The sequence below is a fragment of the Hoeflea sp. EC-HK425 genome (assembly GCF_902498795.1).
GTDB classification, from domain to species: domain Bacteria; phylum Pseudomonadota; class Alphaproteobacteria; order Rhizobiales; family Rhizobiaceae; genus Hoeflea; species Hoeflea alexandrii.
The window spans coordinates 2,038,879-2,060,056 of record NZ_LR701572.1; the positions used below are offsets into that span (position 1 = coordinate 2,038,879).

Sequence of the window (21,178 nt, forward strand, 5' to 3'; positions counted from 1 at the left end):
GACCCCAAATGGACAATTCATCTCTCCGCATTCCAGTGATCCGCGAGGAGATCCATTGGCCGGCACTGATTGCTGCGGTTTCGGCGATCACGGCGGTGGGAATCGCCATCGGCCTCGGGTTGCCGCTGCTCTCGATCATTCTTGAAAAGCGCGGTGTATCCTCTTCCATGATCGGCTTGAACTCGGCCATGGCCGGGGTTGCGGCCATGGTTGCCGCCCCGCTTTCGACCATGATCGCGCAGCGGCTTTCCGTTGTCACCACGATGGTGCTTTCCATTGTCGCCGCGTCGGTGAGCGCGCTGGGCTTTTATTATGCCGAAGCGCTGTGGATGTGGTTTCCACTGCGCATCGTGTTCCACGGCGCGATCACGATCCTGTTCGTGCTTTCTGAGTTCTGGATCAACACCGCCGCACCGCCGAAGCGGCGCGGGCTGGTGCTCGGCATCTACGCCACGGTTCTGTCGCTGGGATTTGCCGCCGGGCCGCTGATCTTCTCGGTGATCGGTTCGGATGGAATCCTGCCTTTCCTCATCGGCGCGGGAATCATTCTTCTGGCGGCCGTCCCGATCATCATGGCGCGCAAGGAAAACCCGGCGATAGACACGCCGCCAGACCTTCCGTTCCTGCGTTATGTGTTCCTTGTGCCCACCGCCACTGCCGCTGTCTTCATCTTCGGGGCAGTGGAATCGGGCGGGCTCTCGCTGTTCCCGGTCTATGCCAACCGGACGGGTTTCACCGAATCACAGGGTGCCCTGCTTTTGATGATGATGGGGCTGGGAAATGTTCTGTTCCAGATCCCGATAGGCCTGATTGCCGATCGAATGAAGGACCGGCGGCCGCTCTTGTCTCTTTTTGCCTTCATCGGACTGGCGGGATCGCTGGCCCTGCCCTTCCTGATCCACGACTGGCTGCTGACTGCGGTCATCCTGCTGTTCTGGGGTGGAAGTGTTGCGGGGCTTTACACCGTCGGGCTGGCGCATCTGGGCGACAAGCTGCATGGTTCGGATCTCGCGGCAGCCAATGCAGCATTCGTTTTCTGCTACGCTCTGGGGATGCTGGTGGGCCCGCAAACCATCGGGGTCTCGATGGATGTGGCCGGCAATCACGGTTTCGCCTGGGCACTTGCGTTCTTTTTCGCGCTTTATGTGGCGCTGACGCTGTTTCGTATCGTGCTGCGTCCAAAACGGACTTGACTTTCCCTGCGGCTTTTGTAGTTTCCGCGCAAGTTTCGCCGTGGAGCCTTGAGCGCTGTCCGCGGCTTCATTTTTGAAGAAGGCAAAACACCATGGCCAAGGCGACCACAATCAAGATCAAGCTCCTGTCGACCGCAGACACCGGCTTTTTCTACGTGACCAAGAAGAACAGCCGTACCTTCACCGACAAGATGGTGAAGACCAAGTATGACCCGATTGCCAAGAAGCACGTCGAGTTCAAGGAAGCCAAGATCAAGTAATCAGGCTTTCCGGCCAGATTGGCCGGGGACGACGACGGCAGACAAAAAAACCCGCTTCCTTTCGGAAGCGGGTTTTTTCGTGTCGAGGGCCGACCGGAAAAAAGGCGTGGAACGAGGATGCCACTGTGCACTTGATCCCGATCGGCCACCCCACGACCCAGGAGATGCGGCGGACCTGAACATCATGGGGTATTCAAAACCTATGCTGTCGCAGAATGCCAACCCGGCAGTCCCAAAACGCATCATGTGCTATAATATTTGTATCAATCCGGTAAAAAATCAATAGTTTGTTAAGAATGCCTCGAGCATCTTTTCTATATTGGTTAATAATAGAAACAATTTTAACGAAATTTCAGCCCAGGCATGAACAATCAGAAACTATGCTGACGGACTGGGATTGTCCGCAGCAACTTCCAGATGAACACTTGCAAATTGTCAGGCAGCCTGTCCAACAACCTGGTTGCGGCCATTGTTTTTTGCCTGGTAGAGCGCCTTGTCGGCGCGACGCAACAGGGAATCAGCGCCCTCGCCATCAACTTCCAGCGTGGCAATACCCACGGAAGTCGTGACAGCTGCTGCTGCGCCCGAAGCAGAGATCCTGAACGGAGCGCCCGCCACCGCGTCACGCAACCGCTCGGCCACCTGGGCGGCGATCTCGGATGTGGTATCAGGCATCACCACCACAAACTCTTCACCACCGTAGCGGCAGGCAAGATCAGCGCCGCGCACGGCACCGCGGATGCGCTTGGAAAATTCGCGGAGCACATCATCACCGCCTTCGTGACCGTGGGTGTCGTTGATCGACTTGAAGTGGTCGATATCGGTGATCAGCACCGACAGCGGCCGTCCGCGACGGTTGGAACGATCCACCAGCGTCGCCAGATGGGTGTCGAGGTAGCGGCGATTGTTGAGCCCGGTCAGAGCGTCGGTGACGGCAAACTCGACAGACTCCGATAGACTGGCCCGGAGCCGGTCCGAATAGCGCTTGCGGCGGATCTGGGTGACGCTGCGGGCCACCAGTTCATTCGGATCGAGGGGACGCAGAAGGTAATCATTGACGCCAAGCTCGAGCGCCCGGATCACCAGATCCTCCTCGCCCTGTTCGGCCACCACCAGCATCGGGATGAAGCGGGTCCGTTCAAGGGAGCGCAGCTGCGAGCAAAGACGCAGCGGGTCATAATCCTCCAGCGACGACGAGACGATCACCAGCTCATAGGGCTTGTCGGCAGCCTCGAAGAGAGCCGCCTGCGGATCTCCGATGGCGGTGATGTCCGCGATGCCCGCCAGCGCCCTCGACATGCGGTCCTGGGTATTGGCGCGGCTCTCGACCAACAGCACCATGCCGGGTTCCTCGAGCTGGCCCTGATGGGGTGCCAGCAGGGTTTCCAGGCCTATGCCGCGCGCGGTCTCTGCACGCAACCGCAACTCGTCGCTCAGTGCCTTGAAACGGATCAGGCTCTTGACCCTTGTCATCAACTGCAGATCATTGACCGGCTTTGTCAGGAAATCATCGGCACCGGCCTTGAGCCCGCGGACGCGATCCGCCGGCTGATCCAGCGCGGTGACCATGACGACAGGAATGTGTGCGGTCCTGGGGTTGGTCTTGAGCCGTTCACAGACCTCGAAGCCATCGATGCCGGGCATCATGATATCGAGCAGGATGAGATCGACGGGGGTCTGATCGCAGATCGACAGCGCGGTCATACCATCTGCGGCGGTCAACACCTCGAAATACTCGGCCAGAAGCCTTGCTTCGAGAAGCTTCACATTGGCCGGTATGTCGTCAACCACCAGGATGCGCGCGGTCATGTCAGCTCTCCACCCTCACGCGTCACCGAGATAGGTCTTGATCGTCTCGATGAATTTCGGCACGGAGATCGGCTTGGAGATATAAGCTTCGCATCCACCCTGGCGGATGCGCTCCTCATCGCCCTTCATCGCAAAGGCTGTGACAGCAATGATCGGGATCACATGCAGATCATCATCCTGCTTGAGCCATTTGGTGACTTCGAGACCGGAAACCTCGGGTAGCTGGATGTCCATCAGGATCAGGTCGGGACGGTGCTTGCGGGCAAGGTCCATGGCTTCCAGACCATTGCGGGTCTGGATCGTCTTGTAACCTGACGCTTCGATCAGATCCCGGAAGAGTTTCATGTTGAGTTCATTGTCCTCAACAATCATAACCTGCTTTGTCATATCCGATCCCATTCCCGATCCAGGCTGGCCACCGGCCTGCCGGATCCCGTCGTTGCCGGCCGCCAGCGGCGGATTTCACCGGCTTTGAGCTGGCCTTGTCCCCGGAAAACGTGCTTTGCGGACCCGGTCAACAACGCCACCTTAGTTCCATTAGGTTGAAAAAGTGGTAATCGGTCATTTCGAATACCGTGCATGAGACTCCGGAAGGACAAGGCAGCGATGGCGGATGCAGAAGAAACGGCAATTGCGGTGCTTGTCTGGCTTGCGGGCGAGCCTGAGCTGATGGGCCGTTTCCTGGCCCTGACCGGGCTTGAGGCCTCCAGCCTTCGCGAGGCAGCCAAAGAACCGGGGTTTCTTGCCGGTGTTCTCGGTTTCCTGATGAGCCATGAACCGACGCTGCTGGATTTCTGCGCGTCAACGGGCACCAAGCCCGAAACCATCTCGTGGGCATTCCATGCGCTGGGCGGCGCGAGCGAGGCATGACCATGTTGATCCCTGACGCCGAACATGACGATCTGCACCTGGGCGAGCGGCCTTTGATCGTCTGCGACATCGATGAAGTCGTGCTGGAATTTGTCAGTCCGTTTATGGCCTATCTCGACCACAATGGCCACGAGCTGCGCGCCACGTCTTTCCGCCTGCACGGAAATGTCTTCAACCGCGCCGACGGCAGCGAGACGCCGGGCGAGACCGTGAGCGAGATGCTGGAGGCTTTCTTCGAAGCCCAGGACAATTGGCAAACGCCGGTCAAAGAAGCAGCCGACAGCCTGGCGCGGCTTTCCGTGCGGGCCGATGTCGTGTTCCTCACCGCCATGCCGCCACGCCACCGCGAGGTTCGCAGAAGACTGCTCTCGCGGCATGGCTTTGATTACCCGATGATCGCGACGGAACAGCCTAAGGGGCCCGCGGTCCTGGCGCTGCACGGGGAACGGCAGCACCCGGTGGTGTTCATCGACGACATCTTCGTCAATCTGCAGTCGGTGCGCAAACATGTACCCGATACACTGCTGGTCAACCTGATGGCCAATGACACGTTCCGCGCGCTGGCGCCGCACCCGGGCGACGGTGTGGACATCGCGTGCGACTGGCCGCATGCCGAAGACATCATCAAGACCCATTTCGACGGCCGCTGAGCGGCGGCGTCGCGGCTGGCCCGCAGCAGGAAGAGACCGGGCGATCACGCAAGAACTTTGCGCATCAGCGGCCGTCCCGGCTTCCGTTCGGCAACCGGCTCGAAACCGGCCTGCGCGAACACGGAGACCGAACCGACGAACAGGCCGACCGACCTGGAATGCTTGGCCTTTTCGATGGGGCAGGCCTCAACGATGCGGGCGCCATTGTGCCGGGCGTGGGTGACCCCCGCATCCAGCAAGGCACGGCTGATCCCCTCTCCGCGCCGCTTTGACTGGATGAAAAAGCACGAGATCGCCCAAAGACCCGAGTCGGATGGATCGTCCCCGTCCAGCGGCCGGGAGACCGTGCGCACAGTGTTCCAGCGCGGCACGTGAGCGCGCGGCGTCACCTGCACCCAGCCCACGGGCACACCTGCATCCAACGCGATCAGCCCGGGCGGCAAAGCTTCCTGCGTGGCCTGCTCGAGCAACTGTTTCTTCTCATCCCTGCTCAAGGCATCCCGCAGTCTCGGCTCCAGCCGGAAATAGCTGCACCAGCAGCCATAGCAGGCACCTTGCGGCCCGAACAGGGTTTCGAGCAATGGCCAAAGATCGGCTGTAACAGGACGGATTTCGAGGGTCACGCTGTTTGATCTCCGGCGGATTGGTCAGACTTGTGAGTCTGAAGGTTATTGCGTAATCTGCAGATGTTCAACCTTTGTTCCCATTTGCAAATCCATGATTCAAACACCGCAGCTTTCAGATCCGGTTCCGGGCTTCTGCCGCGATTGCCTCACGCCAGCGCGCAACGAGGCAAAGCGCTGCCACGCCTGTGGAAGCCCGCGGATTATCCGGCATCCGGAAATCAATGAACTGACGCTGGCGCACATGGACTGCGATGCGTTCTACGCAACGGTGGAAAAGCGCGACAATCCGGACCTCGCCGACAAGCCGGTGATCATCGGCGGCGGCAAGCGGGGTGTGGTCTCGACCTGCTGCTATATTGCGCGCATTCACGGCGTGCGCTCGGCGATGCCGATGTTCAAGGCGCTTGACGCCTGCCCCGACGCGATCGTCATCAAGCCCGACATGGAAAAATATGTCCGGGTCGGGCGAGAGGTCCGGCGGATGATGGAGGAGCTGACGCCGCTGGTGCAGCCGATCTCGATCGACGAGGCGTTCCTGGACCTGGCGGGTACAGAGAGACTGCACAAGGACACCCCTGCCCGCACGCTGGCGCGCTTTGCGGCCCGGGTCGAGGCCGAGATCGGAATCACCCTTTCGGTCGGTCTGTCCTACTGCAAGTTCCTCGCCAAGGTCGCTTCAGATCTCGACAAGCCGCGCGGCTTCTCGGTGATCGGCAAGCAGGAGGCGCTGTCGTTCCTGGCGCCCAGACCCGTGTCGCTGATCTGGGGCGTCGGCAAGGCCTTCGCGGCCACGCTGGAGCGCGACGGCGTCCGCACCATCGGGCAGTTGCAGACGATGGAGGAAACTGCCCTGATGCGCCGCTACGGCGTGATGGGCAAGCGGCTCTATCACCTGGCGCGCGGCGAGGACGACCGGACTGTCCACGCCAACGAGGGGGCGAAAAGCGTCTCGGCGGAAACCACCTTCAATTCAGACCTGTCGCAAGCCAAGGATCTCGTCCCGGTGCTCCGGCGGCTTTCGGAAAAGGTATCCGCGCGCCTCAAGGCATCGGGCGTGGCCGGACAAACCGTGGTGCTCAAGCTCAAGACCTCGGACTTCAAGAGCCGGACGCGGAATTTCAAACTCGAAGACCCGACCGTGCTCGCCGACCGGATCTTCCGCACCGGGCTGCATCTGCTGGAACGCGAGCTGGGCGAGGATCGATTCCGGCTGATCGGCATCGGGGTGTCGGACCTTACCGGAGCCGAACGGGCCGACCCGCCCGACCTGGTCGATCCGGCGGCGGCACGGCGCGCAGTGGCGGAAAGCGCCATCGACAAGGTGCGTCAGAAGTTCGGGCGCAACATCGTCGAGACCGGCTACACCTTCGGCACGTCGCGCAAGACGCGGCAGGCGGACGAAGACTAGACCAGTTCCACATCCAGCACGCCCGGCGCCGCCTTGAGCGCAGAGGCCAGTTGCGGCGAGATCTTGTAGCGGTCCGGCAGAGTGACCTCGATCTCCCGGCGGCCGTCATCCTTGATCATGACGAAGGACACCTGGCCCTCGCCGCGCGACTTGAGATGGGTCGAGACCGAATTGAGCGGCCGGGCATCACGCATGTAGACCCGGAGCGCCGACTGTCCGCGCGCGGCACGATCTTCGAGCGAGTCGGCGGTCTGGATGCGCAGCCCGATACCCTCGGGCCGTTCCTCCGCGTTTACGGTAATGACGATCGACTTGCCGGGCTCGAGCAGTTCACGGTAGAGGGCAAGGCCCTCGGAAAACAGCACCGCCTCATACTGGCCGGAACTGTCGGAAAAGGCGACGATACCCATCTTGTTGCCGGTGCGGGTCTTGCGTTCCTGCTTGCTGGTCACGGTGCCGGCCAGACGCCCGGCGGTGGCTCCGGCCTTCACAGCCAGCGAGAAGTCAGCCCAGGTCTGGACCCGCATCTTGGCGAGAAGATCATTATAGGAATCAAGCGGATGGGCTGAAAGATAAAAGCCCAGCGCCTGGTATTCGCGGTGCAGCTTCTCGGCCGCCAGCCAGGGGGTGGCGGCGGGCAACTGGATTGTCTCGGCTTCGGCCGCGCCGCCACCGATGCCGAACATGTCGCTCTGGCCGCTGATGCGGTTTTCCTGGGCGCGCTGGGCAAAGCCCAGAATGCGATCGAGCCCGCCGCTCAGAATGGCGCGGTCATGACCGAAACAGTCGAATGCGCCGGCGGCAATCAGGCTTTCAAGCACCCGGCGGTTGACCTGGCGCGGATCGATGCGGGTGCAGAAATCCTCGAGCGAGGCAAAAGGGGTGTCGCCGCGGACCTCGACAATGTGCTCGACCGCGGCGTCGCCGACGCCCTTGATGGCGGCCAGGGCGTAGTAGATCCTGTTCTCGCCGGTCTCGAAGTGACGGAAGCTGGTCTGCACCGAAGGCGGCACCACCTCGATGCCAAGCCGGCGGGCGTCCTGGCGGAAATCGACGAGCTTGTCGGTGTTGGACATGTCGAGCGTCATCGAGGCGGCGAGGAATTCGACCGGATAATGCGCCTTGAGATAGGCGGTCTGGTAGGAGACGATGCCGTAGGCTGCGGCGTGGGATTTGTTGAAGCCGTAGTTCGCGAACTTGGCCAGAAGATCGAAGATCATGTCGGCCTGCGGCTTGGAGACATCGCGCTCGACCGCGCCTTCGACGAAACGGACGCGCTGCTTGTCCATTTCCTCCTTGATCTTCTTGCCCATGGCGCGGCGCAACAGGTCAGCTTCGCCAAGCGAGTAGCCGGCCAGCACCTGGGCGATCTGCATCACCTGCTCCTGGTAGACGATCACCCCTTGGGTTTCCGCCAGAAGTCCGTCGATCTTGGGATGGATCGAGGCAAGCTCCTCCTCGCCATGCTTGCGGGCGTTGTATACCGGGATGTTCTCCATCGGGCCCGGGCGGTAGAGCGCCACCAGCGCGATGATGTCCTCGATGCGGTCGGGCCGCATGCCGATCAGCGCCTTGCGCATGCCCGCCGATTCCACCTGGAACACACCGACCGTCTCGCCGCGCGAGAGCATCTCGTAGGTCGGCTTGTCATCCAGAGGCAGGGCTTCAAGATCGATAGCAATGTTGCGCTTGGCGATGAAGCCAACAGCCGTCTTCAGCACGGTGAGCGTCTTGAGACCGAGAAAGTCGAACTTGACCAGGCCGGCCTGCTCGACCCACTTCATGTTGAACTGGGTGACCGGCATGTCCGAGCGCGGATCGCGGTACATCGGCACCAGCTCGGACAGTGGCCGGTCGCCGATCACGATACCTGCCGCATGAGTGGAGGCGTGACGGTAGAGCCCCTCGAGCTTCTGGGCAATATCGAGCAGGCGTTCGACCGCGGGCTCCTTCTCCATTTCCTCGGCAAAGCGCGGTTCTTCCTCGATCGCCTTGTTGAGCGGCGTCGGGTTGGCGGGGTTGTTGGGTACCAGTTTGCAGATGCGGTCGACCAGCCCGTAGGGCATTTCCAGGACGCGGCCGACGTCGCGCAGCGCCGCACGTGCCTGCAGGCTACCGAAGGTGATGATCTGGCCAACCTGTTCGCGGCCATATTTGCGCTGGACGTAGCGGATCACCTCTTCGCGGCGGTCCTGGCAGAAATCGATGTCGAAGTCGGGCATCGACACGCGGGCGGGGTTGAGGAACCGCTCGAACAGCAGCGAAAACCGCAAGGGATCGACATCAGTGATGGTGAGCGCATAGGCGACCAGCGAGCCGGCGCCCGAACCACGGCCAGGCCCGACCGGGATGTCCTGCTCCTTGGCCCATTTGATGAAGTCGGCAACGATGAGGAAGTAGCCCGGAAACTTCATGTTCTCGATGATGTCGAGTTCGGTCTTGAGCCGCTCGCGATAATCTGCCTCGGTGTAGCCCTCGGCCAGCCCGATGCGTTCGAGCCGCCGGTCCAGCCCCTCGATCGACTGGCGGCGCAATTCCGCCGCTTCGGCTGCCAGCGCTGCCTCCGGATCTTCTTCGCCGCCACCGGTGAAGCGCGGCAGGATCGGGGCGCGGCGCTCGACAATGGCGCTGCAGCGCCGCGCGATTTCGATGGTGTTTTCAAGCGCCTCGGGGATGTCGGCAAACAACGCGGTCATCTCGGCGCGGGACTTGAGACAATTGTCAACGCTCAGACGCGGACGGCGGTCATCCGACATGACAGCGTTGTTTGCCACCGCCATCAACGCGTCATGTGCCTCGAAATCACCGGGCGCGGGAAAGAACGCTTCATTTGTGGCAACCAGAGGCACCTCGGCCTCGTAGGCCAGCGCGATCATCTTTGCCTCATGAGCCCGGTCATATCCGGACTGGCGCTGGAGTTCGAGATAGAGGCCGTCGCCAAAAACCCGCCTGAGCGTATCGAGACGCGCCCTCGCCTGCTCGGTATGGCCGTCGCGCATGGGCTTGTCGACAGGCCCCCCGGCAGCGCCGGTCAGGGCGATCAGACCCTCTGCGCCTTCCTCGAGCCAAGACAGCATGATGTGCGGACGCTCGCTGCTGTCTCCGCCGAGATAGGCGCGGCTGACCAGGGCCACCAGCCGGTCATAGCCGACCGGTGTTGCAGCATAAAGAACGATGGATGGCGGCTTTTGAAGATGGTCGCGATGGGACCGGCGATCCCCTGTCTGGACATCCTCCATGTCGATGTCGAGCTGGCAGCCGATGAGCGGCTGGATGCCCGCTTCCATCGCCTTGACCGAGAATTCGAGCGCGCCAAAAAGATTGTTCGTATCGGTGATGGCCAAGGCCGGCTGATCGTCAGCCACCGCCCGCTTGATCAGCGTCTTGATCGGCAGGGCACCCTCGAGCAGCGAATAGGCCGAGTGGACCCTGAGATGCACGAAGCCAGGCCAGCTGCCAGCGTCGCGGTCATCTTTCTGATCGCTGCGCTGCCGTGCCTGATCTGTTCCCGATGCCAGATTGGCGAGAAGTTTCGCCGACTTGTTTTCCCGCGCCATGGCTGCCCTCTGCCGTCCGTCCGACACGACCGGCACCATGCCGACGAGAACAAGACTCAGGAGCCAATTGTGAGGACCCGGACCACAAAGTCCAGAGCGGGAACAGCTTATTCACATTGGCTGCCGGGCACCCCGACACATCTGCGCTGCAGCAGGCAAAGAAGATTGCAGGCTGAGAAAAATCTATCGCTTCAAAACGCCATCGCGAGAACGGCAAAACTGGCGACAAACAGGGACATGGAAACGAAAGCGGCAATATCACGGGCGAATGCGGTCATGATCAACTCCTTTGAATTCGCTCTATGTTTTATTTATGTTCTATTTTTGTTCTTATGTCAATCGCAGCGATCTGATTTTTCCCCACCGTCGATTCTGCCATTCAACCGGCTGAACAGGCTTAGATCATACACCGGCATTCCCCGTGGAACCGTGCCGGGCTGCAGGTTCGTGCACAGGTAGCCAGACAGCAAAAAGCCCGGGCGTCGCCGCCCGGGCTCCTGTTACTCGAACCATGAAATGGCTTAGTTGCAGGCGTCCTTAAGACCCTTGCCGGCCGAGAACTTCGGCACGTTGCGGGCAGGAATGTCGACTTCCTTGCCGGTCTGCGGGTTACGGCCCTTGGACGCTTCGCGGCGCGAAACCGTAAAGTTGCCGAAGCCGATCAGACGGACGTCGCCGCCATTCTTCAGCTCACCGGTGATGGTTTCGAAAACCGCTTCAACCGCAGAAGTTGCGTCACCCTTGCTCAGGCCCGACTTCTCGGCAACAGCTGCCACGAGTTCATTCTTGTTCATTTCCGTCCCTTTCTGGCGTTGTGTCGACTCATTTCGTTCGATGCGGTGATCCTACGCATCTCGCGGTTCCGTGCAACCAAACTCCCCGGAAACCCGCGCTTTATAAAGGCTTTTCACAGGGAAAACGTTACTTTGCCGTGTGTCCGGCAGCGGAAACTGGCTGGAATGCCGACGCGGGCGCTCACGGCGTCCCCTTTCGGCACAGCCAGATGCAACCTGGTCTACGTGCAAATGAAAACGGGCGGGAGACATTCTCCCGCCCGTGAGTTCCTGCTTTCCGCTTGCCGGAGATCAGTGCGCGATGGTTGCGCCGCCCTCTTCACCGGCTTCCGCCGCAATCGGCGTTTCCGGCTTTGCATCCGGATCCCAGGTGATGGCCTCGGGCATCCGCACCAGTGCATGGCGCAGGACATCGCCCATCTTGGCAACCGGAATGATCTCGAGACCGTTTTTGACATTGTCGGGGATCTCGGGGAGATCCTTGGCATTGTCCTCGGGAATCATCACGGTCTTGATACCGCCGCGCAGTGCCGCGAGCAGCTTTTCCTTGAGGCCGCCGATCGGCAGGACCCTGCCGCGCAGCGTGATCTCGCCGGTCATGGCAACATCGCGGCGCACCGGGATGCCGGTCATGATCGAGACGATCGCGGTGGCCATGCCGACGCCGGCGGACGGTCCATCCTTGGGCGTTGCGCCCTCGGGCACATGCACGTGGATGTCGCGCTTGTCGAACATCGGCGGCTCGATGCCAAAATCGACAGCACGCGAGCGGACATAGGAGGCCGCCGCCGAAATCGATTCCTTCATCACATCGCGCAGGTTGCCGGTTACGGTCATCTTGCCCTTGCCGGGCATCATCACGCCTTCGATGGTCAGCAGCTCTCCGCCAACTTCAGTCCACGCAAGCCCGGTGACCACACCGACCTGATCGTCGAACTCGGCCTCGCCGTAACGGAAACGCGGCACGCCGAGATAGTCGGAGAGGTTGTCCGCATCGACCGATACCTTGGTTTGGCCGGTCTTGAGGATCTCCGTGACCGCCTTGCGCGACAGCTTCATGAGTTCGCGCTCGAAATTGCGCACGCCGGCTTCGCGGGTATAGGTCCGGACGACCTGAAGAAGCGCCTCATCGGTGACCTCGAACTCCTCGGGCTTGAGCGCATGATCACGCACAGCCTTGGGCAGCAGGTGCCGGCGGGCGATCTCGAGCTTTTCATCCTCGGTGTAGCCCGCAATACGGATCACTTCCATGCGGTCCATCAGCGGTGCCGGAATGTTGAGCGTGTTGGCCGTGGTGATGAACATCACGTTGGACAGGTCGTACTCAACCTCGAGATAGTGGTCCATGAAGGTCGAGTTCTGTTCCGGATCAAGCACCTCAAGCAGCGCCGAGGACGGATCGCCACGGAAATCCTGGCCCATCTTGTCGATCTCGTCGAGAAGGAACAGCGGGTTGGTTTTCTTGGCCTTCTTCATCGACTGGACGACCTTGCCGGGCATCGAGCCGATATAGGTGCGGCGGTGACCGCGGATTTCTGCCTCGTCACGAACGCCACCAAGCGCCATGCGCACATATTCGCGGCCCGTGGCCTTGGCGATCGACTTGGCGAGCGAGGTCTTGCCCACGCCGGGAGGTCCGACGAGGCAAAGGATCGGGCCCTTGATCTTGGACGAGCGGGCCTGGACGGCAAGATACTCGATGATCCGCTCCTTGACCTTTTCCAGACCGTAGTGATCGGTCTCGAGCACCTTCTCGGCAGCATTGAGATCGATCTTGACGCGGGATTTCTTGCCCCAGGGCAGTCCCAGAAGCCAGTCGAGATAGTTGCGCACGACGGTGGCTTCCGCCGACATCGGGCTCATCTGCTTGAGCTTCTTGAACTCGGCGTCCGCCTTTTCGCGGGCCTCCTTGGACAGCTTGGTCTTGGAGATGCGGCTTTCCAGTTCGGCCATCTCGTCGCGGCCGTCCTCGCCGTCGCCGAGTTCCTTCTGGATCGCCTTCATCTGCTCGTTGAGATAGTACTCGCGCTGAGTCTTCTCCATCTGCCGCTTGACGCGGGAGCGGATGCGCTTTTCCACCTGCAGAACCGAAATCTCGCCTTCCATGAAGCCGAGCGACTTCTCGAGGCGTCCCTTGACCGAAACGGTCGAAAGCATGTCCTGCTTTTCGGGGATCTTGATCGACAGATGCGAGGCGACAGTGTCGGCGAGCTTCGAATAGTCATCGATCTGGCTGGCGGCGCCGACAACTTCAGGCGAGATCTTCTTGTTGAGCTTGACGTAGTTTTCAAACTCGGAAACCACCGAGCGCGACAGCGCCTCGATCTCGACGGGGTCTTCCTCGGGCTCTGCGAGCTCGACGGCTCGGGCCTCGTAATATTCTTCGCGGTCGGTGTATTCGACAATCTCTGCGCGCGCGCGGCCTTCAACGAGCACCTTGACGGTGCCGTCGGGAAGCTTGAGCAGCTGCAACACATTGGCGATTGTGCCGATATCATAGATGCCCGACGGCTCCGGGTCGTCATCGCTGGCATTGATCTGGGTGGCAAGCATGATCTGCTTGTCCGAACCCATTACTTCCTCAAGCGCGCGGATCGACTTTTCGCGGCCGACAAACAGCGGCACGATCATGTGTGGAAACACGACGATGTCGCGCAGGGGAAGGACGGGATAGATACCTGCCTCTTCAGGGCTGTGTGATGAACTCACATTTTTGTCCGGCATGTCATTTCCTTTCGTGGTCCGTTCAGACCGAGTGGCAACACGGCACGCGGCCCCGGTTCATCCAGCAACCGCCATTCGCGTCCTTTGGAAGGGAAAACCCTTTCCAGTCTAATTGGAGAACCGGCGCCCCGGTTTCAAGTCAGATCAGCTCTGGCGATGTGTTTCATCACCGATTCGTGACGATATTAGAGAATGAAAGTGGCGGGAAGCTGGAGCCACCGGAATCATTGCGATTCAATGCGGCCAGGCTCAGCCTCCCGCGCCGCCTGAAAAGGCAACCGGCAACGGAAACGGGCCCCGAAGGGCCCGTGTTAAAACAATCCGGCTTAAGCGCGGCAGAGATCAGGCGGAAGCCGAATCCTTGGCATCGCCATCACGCTCCGCGTAAATGTAGAGCGGGCGGGCATTGCCGGTGACGACATCGTCGGAAATGACGACTTCGCGCACACCTTCAAGTTCCGGCAGTTCGAACATGGTGTCGAGCAGGATCTTTTCCATGATCGAGCGCAGGCCACGGGCGCCGGTCTTGCGGATGATGCCGCGCTTGGCGATCTCCTGCAAAGCGCTTTCGTGGAAGGTCAGCTCCACCTCTTCCATCTCGAAGAGACGCTGGTACTGCTTGACCAGCGCGTTCTTCGGTTCGGTCAGGATCTGGATCAGCGCCGCCTCATCAAGATCCTCGAGCGTGGCAAGCACCGGCAGACGGCCGATGAACTCCGGGATCAGGCCGAACTTCACCAGATCCTCGGGTTCGAGCTCGCGCAGCACTTCGCCGACACGGCGTTCGTCCTGGGCGCGGACATTGGCGCCGAAGCCGATCGAGGTCTTCTCGCCACGTGCCGAGATGATCTTGTCGAGACCGGCGAATGCGCCACCGCAGACGAACAGGATGTTGGTGGTGTCGACCTGCAGGAATTCCTGCTGCGGGTGCTTGCGGCCGCCCTGGGGCGGAACCGAGGCAACCGTGCCTTCCATGATCTTCAGAAGCGCCTGCTGCACACCCTCGCCCGACACGTCCCGGGTGATGGAGGGGTTGTCCGACTTGCGGGAGATCTTGTCGACCTCGTCGATGTAGACGATGCCGCGCTGGGCACGTTCGACATTGTAATCAGCCGACTGAAGCAGTTTGAGGATGATGTTCTCGACATCTTCACCGACATAACCGGCCTCGGTCAAAGTGGTGGCGTCGGCCATTGTGAAGGGCACATCGATGATGCGGGCCAGCGTCTGGGCAAGATAGGTCTTGCCGCAACCGGTGGGCCCGACCAGCAGGATGTTGGACTTCGCCAGTTCCACCTCACCCGATTTGGAGGAGTGGTTGAGACGCTTGTAATGGTTGTGAACCGCGACCGAGAGGATTTTCTTGGCCTGGTGCTGGCCAATCACATACTCGTCGAGCGTGGCGATGATTTCCTGCGGGGACGGCACACCATCGCTGGATTTGACCATCGAGGACTTGTTTTCCTCGCGGATGATATCCATGCACAATTCCACGCATTCATCGCAGATGAACACTGTGGGACCGGCAATGAGTTTGCGCACTTCATGCTGGCTCTTGCCGCAGAAAGAGCAATAGAGGGTGTTCTTTGAATCGCCGCCGTTGCTGCCGCTGACCTTGCTCATTTCACTTTCCTTCCCGCAATCCCGGCATAGAAGCCCGGATGTATGGCGCCTGACCACACCAGCGTCCTGACGCTGCGCTTACAGGCAATCTTGGGGTACAAATCCGACCGAACAGGTAAACAGTCCTGAGGCCGGTGGCAACGAATCCCCGTCAATCTGGCAATGCTACGCCAGAGAAATTGAACATAGACTTAACGTTCATACTAGCGCGCTCTGACGCCTGCGCCACCCCGGAGACACGAAAACGTGTTGCAGGGGAAGCGCATCGCACTGGAAATCGACGCTTGAGTGGAACAAAAAGCCCTTATCCCGTCCTTAGGAGTCAGTTTCTATGTATTCGCGCTTGTCGATAACCCGGTCGATGAGACCGAAGCCGAGCGCTTCATCCGCCGTCATGAAGTGATCACGATCGAGAGTCTTCTCGACCGTTTCGTAGTCCTGACCGGTGTGGGTGACATAAATGTCATTGAGACGGCGCTTCATCTTGATGATGTCCTGCGCATGGCGCTCAATGTCGGAGGCCTGCCCCTGGAACCCGCCGGACGGCTGATGCACCATGATGCGGGCGTTGGGCGTGGCAAAGCGCATGCCCTTCTCACCGGCAGCCAACAGCAGCGATCCCATGGATGCCGCCTGTCCGACGCACAGGGTCGACACCGCGGGCCGGATGAACTGCATGGTATCGTAGATCGCCATGCCGGCGGTGACGACGCCACCGGGCGAATTGATGTAGATGGCGATTTCCTTCTTCGGGTTCTCGGCTTCGAGAAACAGAAGCTGGGCGCAGACGAGCGTCGCCATGTGATCTTCAACCGGGCCGGTGATGAAGATGATGCGCTCCTTGAGCAGCCGCGAATAGATGTCGTATGACCGTTCGCCGCGGTTTGTCTGCTCAACGACCATGGGCACCAGGGCCATGGCGTTATCAACTGTGTTTTTCATTGCGCTTCCCTTGTCAAACGGCCCGGCAGACGGCGCGGCCTGCCCAGAATCAGTCTCATTGAACCCACTACATAGAGTGTGCCCCCCCGCCGCTTCAAGACGCAAGGCTGCGAAACGGCTCAGCGATGTTGTTCACCAACGGTGTTAAGGTCAGGTTACGGTTTTGCAATTGTCTCGATCGCGGTGCAAATTCCGTCCCTCTGCCGGATGTTTTCGGACCGTTGCCTGCCCCTTCTCCAAACAGTCGTTCGAAATGCGAACCATAGTCCAGAGGTCGTGCGCCATGGCTGCTTGAACCTCAGATCGCCATGTGAGTTTTCCTCGTCCGGGATGACTTCGGGTTAACACTCGTTAATGTTTTGCTTTCCTTGCGTGCAAGAGTGAGTCAAAGTCCTCTCTCAAGTCGCGGAGAAGGCACACAGAATGCCGCTGCCGCAACAAGGGAGCGTGTATCATGTCTGAGTTCTTGCATGTCCGTCGCGGCGTTGCCGCAGTCGTCCTGGCAATGTCGATCGCCTCGCCGGCAGCCGCCGGTGGCAAGGCGCTTGCCTGCTACCAGCAGGTTCACCAGCCCGCAGTCTACAAGACCATCCATCAACAGGTGGTGGTCAGGCCCGGCGGCGTTGTCCACGAAACGATCCCGGCCCGCTACGGCCAGGTGACCGAGAAGGTGCTGATCGAGCCTGAACGGGTGGTGGCGCGTCATATTCCCGCCGTGACTAAGACCGTGCACCAGACCGTGATGGTTCGCGCCAAGTCCGTCGGTTGGGAGTGGCGCCACGTGCATGGCAAGAAGACGCTGTGCAAGGTGGTGCATCCGGCACAATATGCCACGCGGGCCCACACGGTGGTGGTCCAGCCGGCACAGACCGTGCATCAGCGGATCCCGGCACGTTACGCGCACCGCACCCGTACGGTAGTCATCGAACCGGCGCGCACTGTTGCCCGGCACGTGCCACCGGTGGTCAAGACTGTTGCCCGCACGGTCGAAGTCCGGCCCGCATCCGCCGGATGGGTTCAGGTCTCGGGCAAACGCCGCTGCAACTGATCCGCCTGCCGCCGCAACGTGACAGCGAAGGCCGCAGCAAGGTCACGGCAGTTGAGAGCCATAGTCGAGAAAAACTGTTGCCCGGCAAGATTCCGGATTTTGCCGGCTTCCGATCCACGCTAATGCGTGCATCATGACCATAGCTGAACTTTCCGTCTCACAAGACCCCAAGAACCCCGACTTCGTTCAGAACCCCTACCAGTTCTACGCCGCGATGCACCGCGCGGGCCCCGTCTTCTTCTGGGAGGAGTACGGCATGTGGTGCGTGGCCGCCTATGATCAGGTCAATGCGCTGCTGCGCGACCGGCGGCTCGGCCGCGAAAACCGCTGGGGCGCGCCGCTCAACCCGGTCGAGGGCCGCGAACATCTCACCGATTTTGACCGGATCGAAAGCGGCTCTCTGCTCGAGCGCGAGCCTCCTGCCCATACGCGGCTGAGGACGCTGGTCAACCGCGCTTTCGTCTCGCGTTCGGTGGAGCGGCTGAGGCCGAGGATCAGCCTGCTTGCCAACGCGCTGGTCGATGCCCTTCCAGCGGGCCAGGCAGTCGACCTGCTGCCCGCCTTTGCGACGCCGATCCCCTTGACGGTGATCTGCGAGTTGCTTGGCGTGCCGGTCGAACGCGGCCAGGATCTCCTGAGCTGGTCGCACGCCATGTGCGAGATGTATGTGCCGCAGCGCTCGCGCGAGACCGAGGAACAGGCAAATCGCGCCTCATCGGAATTCGGTGCGTTCCTGACAGCCCATATCGAAGACCACCGGCACAATGGCGCCGACGACCTGCTTTCGGCGCTGATCGCGGTGCGTGACACCGGCGAGAAACTTTCGGACGCGGAGCTGATTTCCACCTGCGTGCTGCTGCTCAATGCCGGTCACGAGGCCACCGTGCATCAGACCGGCAATGCGGTGAAGACGATCCTGGACCAGGGTGGCGACCCGCGCCGGTTCTTCGCAACGCCCGAGCTGACCGCGGCGACCATCGAGGAAGCGCTGCGCTTCGATGCGCCGCTGCACATGTTCACCCGCTACGCCTATGAGGAGGTCGATCTCGGCCCGGTGACGCTCAAGCCGGGAGAGCAGGTTGCCCTGCTGCTCGGCGCCGCCAACCGGGATCTGTCCGCCTTCGACGCGCCGCATGATTTCAGGCCTGGCCGGCCGGACCAGAAAAATGTGAGTTTTGGCGCGGGCCTGCATTTCTGCATCGGCGCGCCGCTTGCCCGGCTCGAATTGCAGGAATCGCTGTCGGTGCTGTTTGAGCGGATGCCTGAGATGAAGATCGAGACCCCGCCTCGGTACCGCGACAGCTACCATTTCCACGGGCTCGAAAGCCTGGTCGTCCGCTAGCTGCTGCCGGCTCAGAACACGGCGTGATCGCCACGCTCGACGCGGGCCTTTCCCCGGATCACCTGTTCATAGAATTCGAACAGCGTGTCTGAACCATGGGAAGGGGTGAGGTTTTCATCGTAGCGGCCGGTTTCGGGATCGAGCACGAGCATGGATTCGGTTGCGTAATAGCGGCCGATCCGCGCCAGTTCAGCCTTGTCCCGCAGGCGCGGCAAGAGCCTGCCAGCGGCATCGAGCGCGGCGATGATCACATCCATCATGGCGACCGGGACTCGCCTGTATTTCGGCGTCCTGTCCAGCAGGGCAAACAGCTTTTCCCCCTGCTCGCGCGGGGTGATGGCCGGGCCGGGGCCGCCAACCGGCAAGATCCTGTTCCAACGGCTCTCATCGGTGACACAGCTTGCGATGAAAGCGCCCAGATCACGATCGCTGATCGGCTTGCAGGCGGTCAGTTCGCCGTTTCCAAACAACAAAAACGGCTGGCCCTTGCGGACCCGGTCAATCTGTCCCGAAAGCGATTTGAAGAAGGCGGTCGGCCGGACGATTGAATGGATGAGGCCTGATGCCATCAGTTCCTGCTCAAAGGCGAGCTTGGCTTTCTGGAATTCCAGGAGCGGCTTCTGGACGCAGATCGCCGAGAGCAGCACCATCTGCCCAATCCCTGCCTCACCGACGACCTTGAGCGCATCGGAATGGGCCTGGTAATCCACCCCCCAGGCGTCGCAGGGTACCCCGGTGCGGGATGCCATGCAGGAGACAAGCGCATCAAAGCGCTCACCGCAAAGGCCCTGGCGCGCAAGACTATCCGGATCGGTGATGTCACCCTGGCGGACAATGACGCCATCTGGCCAATCAAGGGGTGTCGCACGAGCATGGCCCAGCCCGCTGCCCGAATTCCGCCTGAGGAAACAGACCACTTCGTGGCCCTCCTCGACAAGCGCACGCACCGTTGCACGACCGATCGTTCCGGTGGCTCCAAGGAGGAGTATCCTCTTGCCCGGTGATGGATCTGAAGGATCTGCGCTCACGCTGACGGCCTACACCCTGATCACATAGTCTTTGCGAGTCGTTTCAACGACTTCCCAGCTTCCCCTGAAGCCGGGCCTGAGGATAAAACTGTTGCCCGCTTTGACCGTGACAGCCGCACCACCATCCTCCGATATGACCGAAACACCCTCAAGGATCCGGCAATACTCCCACTCGTCGTAGGAGATCCGCCATTTTCCCGGGGTTGATTGCCAGATGCCGGAATAGAGCCCGTCGCGCTCTTCGAGGTTCCAGGTGGTGTGCACCGGATCACCGGAGAGGACTTTCTCGGCATCGGGCCGTGAGACTTCGGGTTCGACGGTTTCGGTGACGGCAAGAAAGGCGGTACTCGACATGGTCATTTGATCTCGCAAAGAGGGCGTGTGGCTTCTATATTGAGCCCATGAGGATCGACAAGGCAATCGAAAGCGCGATGGCGATGGACGATGCCACCTGGGCACGCCATGCCAATCCCCTGAGTTTCTGGACCCGGGTTCCGATCCTTTTGCTGCTGACGCTCGCCATCTGGTCGCGCGTCTGGATCGGCTGGTGGTGTCTTATGCCTGTCGCCGGGCTGATCGCGTGGACCTTTGTCAATCCGCGCGCCTTTCCGCCGCCGCCTCATCTCAACGACTGGGCATCGAAAGCCGTGCTCGGTGAACGCTTCTGGCTGGCGCGCAAGACCACGCCCATTCCCGCGCACCACGCCCGCTCGGCGCTGATGCTGTCAGTGCTTTCCGGCCTGTCGCTGCTGCCGCTCGCCTACGGCCTGTGGGCTCTCGATCCGTGGACGGCATTCCTGAGCGCTATACTTGCCTCGGTGTTCAAGCTGTGGTTCTGCGACCGGATGGCCTGGCTAGCGGAAGACATGACCCGGTCTCTCGGCAGAGATGCTGCTCAGCAGACCTGAACGCCGCATTCACTGATGGTAAAATCCTCGGCCGGCTCGGTCAGCGAACCGTCGAACTGACGGCCATCGGCGCATTGAGCGCGGGCCTCGAACGTCAGCCGGCCGGCAAGCTCGCCTTCCTTCATGTTGAGAAAATACTCGACGGCGCAATCCTTATCGACCGCCAGCTGTTCGGAGAGCTGATCAAGCCAGGCGGGATTGGCGGACTGGGCGCATGCCGCAGACGCCATGACCATAGTTATCGCGGCAGTGAAAAGAATGTGCAGATGGTTGCGTAACACGGGGGGCCTCCACTGAGTAATTTTCACCAAAGACTAGCGTGTCAGGTCCTTGCGCGACTTGTCTGAGATCAATTGCGGTTTGAATTGATGTCCCGGGGATTGGCAAGGCGCAGAC

Annotated in this window: 19 protein-coding genes; 8 read left to right on the forward strand and 11 right to left on the reverse strand. The window is 60.8% G+C overall.

Going from position 1 to position 21,178, the window contains the following annotated elements; genetic code table 11:
- Positions 1 to 8 precede the first annotated feature (8 nt).
- Together SPHINGO391_RS12620 and rpmG are read left to right on the forward strand one after the other, a co-directional pair.
- Positions 9 to 1,193: an MFS transporter gene (locus SPHINGO391_RS12620; protein WP_152009155.1), complete on the forward strand. Its 1,185-nt coding sequence runs from the start codon at positions 9 to 11 to the stop codon at positions 1,191 to 1,193.
- A gap of 92 nt (positions 1,194 to 1,285) precedes the next feature.
- Positions 1,286 to 1,453, forward strand: a complete 168-nt coding sequence (gene rpmG, locus SPHINGO391_RS12625) for a 50S ribosomal protein L33 (protein WP_007197024.1) — start codon at positions 1,286 to 1,288, stop codon at positions 1,451 to 1,453.
- A 435-nt stretch (positions 1,454 to 1,888) separates the two neighbouring features.
- On the opposite strand, the gene SPHINGO391_RS12630 is transcribed toward rpmG, so the two are convergent.
- The gene (locus SPHINGO391_RS12630) at positions 1,889 to 3,262 is read right to left on the reverse strand and encodes a PleD family two-component system response regulator (RefSeq protein ID WP_152009156.1); all 1,374 of its coding nucleotides are present in this window, start codon (positions 3,260 to 3,262) and stop codon (positions 1,889 to 1,891) included.
- 15 nt (positions 3,263 to 3,277) lie between these two features.
- The gene (locus tag SPHINGO391_RS12635; protein ID WP_152009157.1) at positions 3,278 to 3,649 is read right to left on the reverse strand and encodes a response regulator; all 372 of its coding nucleotides are present in this window, start codon (positions 3,647 to 3,649) and stop codon (positions 3,278 to 3,280) included.
- A 192-nt stretch (positions 3,650 to 3,841) separates the two neighbouring features.
- Here SPHINGO391_RS12635 and SPHINGO391_RS12640 point away from each other — a divergent pair, with 192 nt between their 5' ends.
- Complete coding sequence (locus SPHINGO391_RS12640; protein WP_244615180.1) at positions 3,842 to 4,132, forward strand: DUF3572 domain-containing protein; 291 nt, start codon at positions 3,842 to 3,844, stop codon at positions 4,130 to 4,132.
- A complete protein-coding gene (locus SPHINGO391_RS12645) occupies positions 4,129 to 4,782 on the forward strand; it encodes a hypothetical protein (RefSeq protein WP_152009158.1) in 654 nt (217 codons plus the stop codon). The genes SPHINGO391_RS12640 and SPHINGO391_RS12645 overlap by 4 nt, the downstream gene beginning before the upstream one ends.
- A 44-nt stretch (positions 4,783 to 4,826) precedes the next feature.
- Here the strand turns inward: SPHINGO391_RS12645 and SPHINGO391_RS12650 are convergent, their stop codons facing one another.
- Positions 4,827 to 5,405: a GNAT family N-acetyltransferase gene (locus tag SPHINGO391_RS12650; protein WP_152009159.1), complete on the reverse strand. Its 579-nt coding sequence runs from the start codon at positions 5,403 to 5,405 to the stop codon at positions 4,827 to 4,829.
- A gap of 94 nt (positions 5,406 to 5,499) precedes the next feature.
- Between SPHINGO391_RS12650 and SPHINGO391_RS12655 the strand changes: the two genes are divergently transcribed.
- Positions 5,500 to 6,816 carry a DNA polymerase IV gene (locus SPHINGO391_RS12655; protein ID WP_152009160.1) on the forward strand — a complete coding sequence of 439 codons (1,317 nt, stop codon included), beginning with the start codon at positions 5,500 to 5,502 and terminating at the stop codon, positions 6,814 to 6,816.
- Here SPHINGO391_RS12655 and dnaE read toward each other — a convergent pair.
- From dnaE to clpP, 5 genes are all read right to left on the reverse strand, one after another.
- Entirely contained in the window at positions 6,813 to 10,373 is a 3,561-nt protein-coding gene (dnaE, locus tag SPHINGO391_RS12660; RefSeq protein WP_152009161.1) for a DNA polymerase III subunit alpha, read from the reverse strand. The genes SPHINGO391_RS12655 and dnaE overlap by 4 nt on opposite strands.
- Before the next feature lie 521 nt (positions 10,374 to 10,894).
- A complete protein-coding gene (hupB, locus tag SPHINGO391_RS12665) occupies positions 10,895 to 11,209 on the reverse strand; it encodes a DNA-binding protein HupB (protein WP_267662127.1) in 315 nt (104 codons plus the stop codon).
- Positions 11,210 to 11,458: 249 nt separating this feature from the next.
- Positions 11,459 to 13,891 (reverse strand): endopeptidase La, encoded by a 2,433-nt coding sequence (gene lon, locus SPHINGO391_RS12670; protein WP_152009163.1) that lies wholly within the window; start codon positions 13,889 to 13,891, stop codon positions 11,459 to 11,461.
- Positions 13,892 to 14,233: 342 nt separating this feature from the next.
- On the reverse strand, positions 14,234 to 15,514 hold the full coding sequence (clpX, locus tag SPHINGO391_RS12675) for an ATP-dependent Clp protease ATP-binding subunit ClpX (RefSeq protein WP_152009164.1): 1,281 nt from the start codon (positions 15,512 to 15,514) through the stop codon (positions 14,234 to 14,236).
- A gap of 315 nt (positions 15,515 to 15,829) precedes the next feature.
- Positions 15,830 to 16,456: an ATP-dependent Clp endopeptidase proteolytic subunit ClpP gene (gene clpP, locus SPHINGO391_RS12680; protein ID WP_152009165.1), complete on the reverse strand. Its 627-nt coding sequence runs from the start codon at positions 16,454 to 16,456 to the stop codon at positions 15,830 to 15,832.
- A gap of 454 nt (positions 16,457 to 16,910) precedes the next feature.
- On the opposite strand from clpP, the gene SPHINGO391_RS12685 reads away from it, so the two are divergent.
- Positions 16,911 to 17,504 (forward strand): hypothetical protein, encoded by a 594-nt coding sequence (locus SPHINGO391_RS12685; protein ID WP_152009166.1) that lies wholly within the window; start codon positions 16,911 to 16,913, stop codon positions 17,502 to 17,504.
- 133 nt (positions 17,505 to 17,637) lie between these two features.
- Complete coding sequence (locus SPHINGO391_RS12690; protein WP_152009167.1) at positions 17,638 to 18,846, forward strand: cytochrome P450; 1,209 nt, start codon at positions 17,638 to 17,640, stop codon at positions 18,844 to 18,846.
- An 11-nt stretch (positions 18,847 to 18,857) separates the two neighbouring features.
- Here the strand turns inward: SPHINGO391_RS12690 and SPHINGO391_RS12695 are convergent, their stop codons facing one another.
- Both SPHINGO391_RS12695 and SPHINGO391_RS12700 read right to left on the reverse strand, forming a co-directional pair.
- Positions 18,858 to 19,874 (reverse strand): NAD(P)H-binding protein, encoded by a 1,017-nt coding sequence (locus tag SPHINGO391_RS12695; protein ID WP_152009168.1) that lies wholly within the window; start codon positions 19,872 to 19,874, stop codon positions 18,858 to 18,860.
- A gap of 9 nt (positions 19,875 to 19,883) precedes the next feature.
- Positions 19,884 to 20,234, reverse strand: a complete 351-nt coding sequence (locus SPHINGO391_RS12700; protein ID WP_152009169.1) for a cupin domain-containing protein — start codon at positions 20,232 to 20,234, stop codon at positions 19,884 to 19,886.
- A gap of 41 nt (positions 20,235 to 20,275) precedes the next feature.
- On the opposite strand from SPHINGO391_RS12700, the gene SPHINGO391_RS12705 reads away from it, so the two are divergent.
- Positions 20,276 to 20,782, forward strand: a complete 507-nt coding sequence (locus SPHINGO391_RS12705) for a DUF6653 family protein (RefSeq protein WP_152009170.1) — start codon at positions 20,276 to 20,278, stop codon at positions 20,780 to 20,782.
- On the opposite strand, the gene SPHINGO391_RS12710 is transcribed toward SPHINGO391_RS12705, so the two are convergent.
- Entirely contained in the window at positions 20,770 to 21,012 is a 243-nt protein-coding gene (locus tag SPHINGO391_RS12710) for a hypothetical protein (RefSeq protein WP_152009171.1), read from the reverse strand. The genes SPHINGO391_RS12705 and SPHINGO391_RS12710 overlap by 13 nt on opposite strands.
- Positions 21,013 to 21,178: the final 166 nt, after the last annotated feature.

Coding starts and splice junctions, on each gene's coding strand:
- SPHINGO391_RS12620 (WP_152009155.1), top strand. CDS start 9: ATGGACAATTCATCTCTCCGCATTCCAGTGATCCGCGAGGAGATCCAT.
- rpmG (WP_007197024.1), top strand. CDS start 1,286: ATGGCCAAGGCGACCACAATCAAGATCAAGCTCCTGTCGACCGCAGAC.
- SPHINGO391_RS12630 (WP_152009156.1), bottom strand. CDS start 3,262: ATGACCGCGCGCATCCTGGTGGTTGACGACATACCGGCCAATGTGAAG.
- SPHINGO391_RS12635 (WP_152009157.1), bottom strand. CDS start 3,649: ATGACAAAGCAGGTTATGATTGTTGAGGACAATGAACTCAACATGAAA.
- SPHINGO391_RS12640 (WP_244615180.1), top strand. CDS start 3,842: ATGAGACTCCGGAAGGACAAGGCAGCGATGGCGGATGCAGAAGAAACG.
- SPHINGO391_RS12645 (WP_152009158.1), top strand. CDS start 4,129: ATGACCATGTTGATCCCTGACGCCGAACATGACGATCTGCACCTGGGC.
- SPHINGO391_RS12655 (WP_152009160.1), top strand. CDS start 5,500: ATGATTCAAACACCGCAGCTTTCAGATCCGGTTCCGGGCTTCTGCCGC.
- dnaE (WP_152009161.1), bottom strand. CDS start 10,373: ATGGCGCGGGAAAACAAGTCGGCGAAACTTCTCGCCAATCTGGCATCG.
- lon (WP_152009163.1), bottom strand. CDS start 13,891: ATGCCGGACAAAAATGTGAGTTCATCACACAGCCCTGAAGAGGCAGGT.
- clpX (WP_152009164.1), bottom strand. CDS start 15,514: ATGAGCAAGGTCAGCGGCAGCAACGGCGGCGATTCAAAGAACACCCTC.
- clpP (WP_152009165.1), bottom strand. CDS start 16,456: ATGAAAAACACAGTTGATAACGCCATGGCCCTGGTGCCCATGGTCGTT.
- SPHINGO391_RS12685 (WP_152009166.1), top strand. CDS start 16,911: ATGTCTGAGTTCTTGCATGTCCGTCGCGGCGTTGCCGCAGTCGTCCTG.
- SPHINGO391_RS12690 (WP_152009167.1), top strand. CDS start 17,638: ATGACCATAGCTGAACTTTCCGTCTCACAAGACCCCAAGAACCCCGAC.
- SPHINGO391_RS12700 (WP_152009169.1), bottom strand. CDS start 20,234: ATGACCATGTCGAGTACCGCCTTTCTTGCCGTCACCGAAACCGTCGAA.
- SPHINGO391_RS12705 (WP_152009170.1), top strand. CDS start 20,276: ATGAGGATCGACAAGGCAATCGAAAGCGCGATGGCGATGGACGATGCC.
- SPHINGO391_RS12710 (WP_152009171.1), bottom strand. CDS start 21,012: ATGGCGTCTGCGGCATGCGCCCAGTCCGCCAATCCCGCCTGGCTTGAT.